Here is a 6,000-nt window from a genome sequence, read left to right as displayed (position 1 = left end):
GGGAAGGCGTCGGCGCAGCCCGGTAGGACCGGACTTGTCCGGGAAGGCGTCGAGTCAGACAGATTGAGGTTGCCTTCTTCGGGGACAAGTCCCCTCCTACACAGATTGTGATTGCACCGTGCTCTGCAACCCCGCCAGCAACAATCGCTGATACAGCTCTTCCTTCAACCCCTGCGGCTGATCAAGCTGCATGCGTTCCAGTTGCGCCGGGAATGTCGAAGGGTCTGGCGCGTCCAGTGTGGCTTTGCCTAGTTCGAGGATTTCGGTGAGCTTGAATTTGCTTTCCAGCCAGTTCAACGCCCGCAGCAAATCGCGCTCTTCGGCGGTGAAGTCGCAGCCCAGCGGGTATTCGGTAAACAACTGTGAATACTGCTCGGCAATCGCCTGCAAGCGCTCGGGGGAGTTTTGTGCGAAGCGTGGGTCGAGGCGGAAATCCTTAGGCAGCTTGCCGATTTTCTGCGCCTGCTCGATCAAGCCCGCCTGGAAACGTGAGTCGCTGATATTGAGCATGGCTTCGATGACGGCGGAGTCGGTTTTGCCGCGCAAATCCGCAATGCCATATTCAGTGACCACGATGTCCCGCAAATGCCGGGGAATAGTCGTATGACCGTATTCCCAGACAATGTTCGAATTGACCTCGCCGCCCGCCTCGCGCCAGCTGCGCAGGATCAGAATCGAACGCGCACCTTCCAGCGCGTGGGCCTGAGCGACAAAGTTGTACTGACCACCCACGCCGCTCAAGACGCGCCCGTCTTCGAGCTGATCCGCCACCGCTGCGCCCATCAGCGTCACGGTGAACACGCTATTGATGAATCGCGCGTCCCGGCGCTGCAGGCGTTTGAGTTCTTCATTGCCATACAGCTCGTTGATGTAACTGATGGCGGTCATGTTGAACTGGCCGAGGCGTTCCATGGAAAACTCGCGCAAGCGCGCATAAAAACTCTGCGGCCCGAGGAAAAACCCGCCATGCACGATAACTCCGTCGGAGTGAGCGGCTTCGTCCAGAGTGCCATCATTGGCCTCGCGCTGGCGCATCACATCGGCGTAGACCTTGCGACGAATGATCCCCGCATCGACCAACACCAACAGGCCGTTGACGAACATTTCGCTGCAGCCATATAGCCCAGAAACGAACGGCAGCACGCCACCTTCGCGGTCGATCAGGACTTGCCAGTCGCTGAGATTCAACTCGGCGAGCAAGGCGCGATAGGTTTCGTTGTCGGCTTGCCGAGCCAGCAGCGCGGCGGTCAAGGCGTCGCCCATCGCGCCGATGCCGATCTGTAACGTGCCGCCGTCACGCACCAGGGTGCTGGCGTGCAGGCCGATGAAATGATCCTGAAAACCAACCGGCATGTTCGGCGTCGAAAACAGCGTGCTGCGCTCATCATCGTCCAGCAGGAAGTCGAAGTCCTCGACAGACAGTTCCGAATCGCCTGGCATATAAGGCAGGTCAGCGTGGACCTGGCCCAACAACAGCACGGTTTCCCCGGCTGCGCGGCGTTTGGCGATCATCGGCAGCAGGTCGAGGGTGACGTCTGGATTGCAACTCAAGCTCAGCGTGCCCGGCCGCTGCTCATCACGGGCCACCAGTTGCGCCACCAGATTCAGGCCATTGGCATTGATGTCCCGCGCGGCATGGCTGTAATTGCTGCTGATGTAATCCTGCTGCGCCGGTGCGCTATTGAGCAGACTGCCCGGCTGCATGAAGAACTGCTGCACACGAATGTTCGGCGGCAGGCTGTCACGATGCAGATCGACCAGATAATCAAGCTCGGGATAATCATCGAAAACCCGTTCCAGAAACGGCTGGAGAAACCGCTCCTTCAACCCTTCGCCCACCGCAGGCCGCCCGAGACTGAGCGCCGTATAGATCGTCAATTGCCGGTCCGGCAGCTGTTTGATCCGCTCGTACAACGCATTGACGAACCGATTCGGCTTGCCGAGCCCCAAGGGAATGCCCATATGGATATGAGCCGGCAACTGCGCGATCACCTGCGCGACGGCTTGGTCAATGGAACAGGACTGCGGCATCGGTTCCTTCCTGGTTTTGTTGTTGGATGAGGCTTGGACCGGGAGTTGGGTGAATTTGCTGCATACGACGCTCGTTGGAGCGAGGCTTGCCCACGAAGGGACGGCGGCATGTCCAAAGATACAGATGCATTGGATATCCCGGCCCCCTCCCGGCTGAAGCCGGTCCTACGGGAAATCCGTTCAAGTCTTCAAAAACGCCGCATGCAACTCCGCCAGCGTCGCAAAGTGATACGTCGGCGCTTCGGCTTGCAGCTCTTCGCGGCTACCAAAACCATAGCCTACCGCCGCCACATCCAGGCCGTTGCGCAGGCCGCCGATGAGGTCGTGTTTGCGGTCGCCGATCATCAGGGTTTGTTTGGGGTCGAGGTTTTCTTCGGCGAGCAGGTGCGCAATCAGTTCGACTTTGTCGGTGCGGGTGCCGTCCAGTTCGCTGCCGTAGATGACCTTGAAATGCCGGGCGAAGTCGAAGTGGCGGGCGATTTCGTGGGCGAAGACCCAAGGCTTGGACGTGGCGATGAACAGGTTGCGGCCTTGGTCGGCCAGCTCGTCCAGCAGCTCGAACACGCCGTCGAAGACCAGGTTTTCATACAGCCCGGTGACCTTGAAGCGCTCGCGGTAGAAACCCACGGCTTCCCAGGCTTTAGCCTCGTCAAGGTGGTAGGCGAGCATGAATTGCTGCAACAACGGCGGACCGATGAAGTGTTCGAGGTTGGCGAGGTCGGGCTCGTCGATGCCCAGTTTGCTGAGCGCGAACTGGATAGAACGGGTGATGCCCAAGCGCGGATCGGTCAGCGTGCCATCAAGGTCGAACAGAATATTCTGGTAATGCATAGAACTCTCGATCAGTGTTCGGGATCTGGTTGCAGGTGGGCTACTCGGGTGGGCTCGTAGGAGCGGCTTTAGCCGCGAGGCTGCTCCCGGCTGAAGCCGGTCCTACGATGTGTCGATAGGTCGCAGGGCTAGCAGGGCTGATCAAAACCTTCGGCAAGGTGCAGGTCCTTGAGCTTTACGTAGTTGGCGGCGCTGTAAGGGAAAAAGGCGATCTCTTTTTCGGTCAATGCCCGCATCTGTTTGACCGGCCGTCCTACGTAAAGAAAGCCGCTTTCCAGGGTTTTGCCCGGCGGCACCAGGCTGCCCGCGCCAATGATCACTTCGTCTTCGACCACTGCGCCGTCCATGATCGTGCTGCCCATGCCGATCAGGATGCGATTGCCGACGGTGCAGCCATGCAACATCACTTTGTGGCCGATGGTCACTTCGTCGCCGATCAGCAACGGAAAACCGTCCGGGTTGAACGGCCCGGCGTGGGTGATGTGCAGCACGCTGCCGTCCTGCACGCTGGTGCGCACGCCGATACGGATGCGGTTCATGTCGCCGCGAATGACGGTCAACGGCCAGACAGAGCTGTCGGCGCCGATCTCGACATCGCCGAGCACCACGGCTGAATGATCGACGAACGCCCGTTCGCCAAGGGCTGGCGTGTGATTCTGGAAGCTGCGGATGGCCACGATAGACTCCTTCTTTGGCGCTGATAGCTGCGGACTGCGCCGATTGTAATTAAGATGCGTGGGTGTTTCTTCCAGCCAAGGTGCAAAACCGTGAGCGCGAACAACCCTCTTCTGCAATCCTACGACCTGCCACCTTTCTCGGCGATTCGTGCCGAGCATGTCAAACCTGCCATTGAACAGATCATTGCCGACAACCGCGCCGCGATTGCCGACATCCTCGTCAAGCAAGGCTCGCAGCCTACATGGGCCGGGCTGGTGTTGGCGATGGACGAACTCAACGACCGCCTCGGCGCGGCCTGGAGCCCGGTCAGCCATTTGAACGCCGTGTGCAACAGCGCCGAATTGCGCGAAGCCTACGAGTCGTGCCTGCCAGCCTTGAGCGCCTACTCCACTGAAATGGGCCAGAACCGCGCGCTGTTCCAGGCCTTCGAAGCCTTGGCCAACAGCCCGGAAGCTGCCGGTTTTGATGTAGCGCAGAAAACCATTCTGGAACATTCGCTGCGTGATTTCCGCCTGTCCGGCATCGATCTGCCGCCAGAACAGCAAAAACGCTACGCCGAAGTGCAGAGCAAGTTGTCCGAGCTGGGCAGCCAGTTCTCCAATCAGCTGCTGGATGCGACCCAGGCCTGGACCAAACTGGTCAGCGACGAATCCGCGCTGGCGGGCCTGACCGATTCGGCCAAACAGCAAATGGCTGCCGCCGCCAAGGCCAAGGATCTGGAAGGTTTCCTGATCACGCTGGAATTCCCGAGCTACTACGCGGTGATGACCTACGCCGAAGACCGCGCCCTGCGCGAAGAAATCTACGCCGCGTATTGCACGCGCGCGTCGGACCAAGGGCCGAATGCCGGCCAGAACGACAACGGCCCAGTGATGGAGCAGATTCTCGATCTGCGTCAGGAATTGGCTAAATTGTTAGGTTTCGCCAGCTTTTCCGAGCTGAGTCTGGCTACCAAGATGGCTGAATCCAGCGATCAAGTGCTGAGTTTCCTGCGGGATCTGGCCAAGCGCAGCAAGCCATTTGCCGCGCAGGATCTGCAACAACTCAAGGCGTATGCCGCCGAACAAGGCTGCCCGGATCTGCAAAGCTGGGACAGCGGTTTCTATGGCGAGAAACTGCGCGAGCAGCGCTACAGCGTTTCCCAGGAAGCCCTGCGCGCCTACTTCCCCATCGACAAAGTACTCGGCGGGCTGTTCGCTATCGTGCAGCGTCTGTACGGCATCGAAATCGCCGAGCAGAAAGGTTTTGATACCTGGCATCCGGACGTGCGTTTGTTCGAGATCAAGGAAAACGGCCAGCACGTCGGGCGTTTCTTCTTCGATCTGTATGCTCGCGCCAACAAGCGTGGTGGTGCCTGGATGGACGGCGCGCGCGACCGTCGCCGCACCGCCGAAGGCCAGCTGCAAAGCCCGGTGGCCAACCTGGTGTGCAACTTCACGCCTGCTTCGCCTGGCAAGCCAGCGCTGCTGACTCACGATGAAGTCACTACGCTGTTCCACGAGTTCGGCCACGGCCTGCATCACCTGCTGACCCGCGTTGAACATGCCGGTGTATCGGGCATCAACGGCGTGGCGTGGGATGCGGTCGAGTTGCCAAGCCAGTTCATGGAAAACTGGTGCTGGGAGCCTGAAGGTCTCGCGCTGATTTCCGGTCATTACGAGAGCGGCGAACCGCTGCCTCAAGACCTGCTGCAAAAGATGCTTGCGGCGAAGAATTTCCAGTCCGGCCTGATGATGGTTCGCCAGCTGGAATTCTCGCTGTTCGACTTCGAATTGCACGCCACCCATGGCGATGGTCGCAGCGTGGCCCAGGTGCTCGAAGGCATTCGCGACGAAGTCTCGGTGATGCGTCCGCCTGCCTACAATCGCTTCCCGAACAGTTTCGCGCACATTTTTGCTGGCGGTTATGCAGCGGGTTACTACAGCTACAAATGGGCTGAAGTGCTGTCCGCCGATGCTTTCTCGAAGTTCGAGGAAGACGGCGTGCTCAATGCCGAAACCGGTCGCGCATTCCGCGAAGCCATCCTGGCCCGTGGTGGCTCGCTGGCGCCGATGGTGCTGTTCGTCGACTTCCGCGGACGCGAGCCGTCGATTGACGCACTCTTGCGCCACAGTGGCCTGAGTGAGGAAGTGGCAGCATGACCGATACACCGGTAGTCATTACCAAGAAGCGCTTCATCGCCGGGGCTGTCTGCCCGGCGTGCAGCGAGTCCGACAAACTCATGATGTGGAACGAAGACGACGTTCCCCATCGTGAATGCGTGGGCTGCGGCTACAGCGATACGTTGAATGCCCAAGGTCAGTCGATTCCCAAGGAATTGGGCACGCGGGTCAATAAACCTGCGGCCAAGCCTGCTGATCCAAAGGTGCAGGGTGTGCAGTTCTTCCCGAATCCGAAGCTGAAAAAGCCGGTTGATCTGGGGTGAGGTGAACTGGAATCCAATTCGTTGGAGCGAGGCTC

5 protein-coding genes are annotated in these 6,000 nt (G+C 59.5%); 2 read left to right on the top strand and 3 right to left on the bottom strand.

The annotated features are described in order from the left end of the window. Nucleotides 1–96: 96 nt before the first annotated feature. From AFK24_RS18720 to AFK24_RS18710, 3 genes are all read right to left on the bottom strand, one after another. Nucleotides 97–2,031: an acetyl-CoA hydrolase/transferase C-terminal domain-containing protein gene (locus AFK24_RS18720; protein ID WP_065834641.1), complete on the bottom strand. Its 1,935-nt coding sequence runs from the start codon at nucleotides 2,029–2,031 to the stop codon at nucleotides 97–99. 180 nt (nucleotides 2,032–2,211) lie between these two features. Beyond that, nucleotides 2,212–2,862, bottom strand: coding sequence for an HAD family hydrolase (locus AFK24_RS18715; protein ID WP_065834640.1), 651 nt, complete (start codon nucleotides 2,860–2,862; stop codon nucleotides 2,212–2,214). Between the two features lie 128 nt (nucleotides 2,863–2,990). After that, nucleotides 2,991–3,539 carry a gamma carbonic anhydrase family protein gene (locus tag AFK24_RS18710; protein ID WP_020293388.1) on the bottom strand — a complete coding sequence of 183 codons (549 nt, stop codon included), beginning with the start codon at nucleotides 3,537–3,539 and terminating at the stop codon, nucleotides 2,991–2,993. 90 nt (nucleotides 3,540–3,629) lie between these two features. Between AFK24_RS18710 and prlC the strand changes: the two genes are divergently transcribed. Both prlC and AFK24_RS18700 read left to right on the top strand, forming a co-directional pair. Next, a complete protein-coding gene (gene prlC, locus AFK24_RS18705) occupies nucleotides 3,630–5,681 on the top strand; it encodes an oligopeptidase A (RefSeq protein WP_065834639.1) in 2,052 nt (683 codons plus the stop codon). After that, complete coding sequence (locus tag AFK24_RS18700) at nucleotides 5,678–5,965, top strand: YheV family putative zinc ribbon protein (protein WP_065834638.1); 288 nt, start codon at nucleotides 5,678–5,680, stop codon at nucleotides 5,963–5,965. The genes prlC and AFK24_RS18700 overlap by 4 nt, the downstream gene beginning before the upstream one ends. Nucleotides 5,966–6,000 lie beyond the last annotated feature (35 nt).

Source organism: Pseudomonas syringae (genome assembly GCF_001698815.1).
GTDB lineage: Bacteria > Pseudomonadota > Gammaproteobacteria > Pseudomonadales > Pseudomonadaceae > Aquipseudomonas > Aquipseudomonas syringae_A.
Note: the sequence above shows the minus strand (reverse complement) of the source record. Positions and strands in the feature narration are given on the sequence as shown.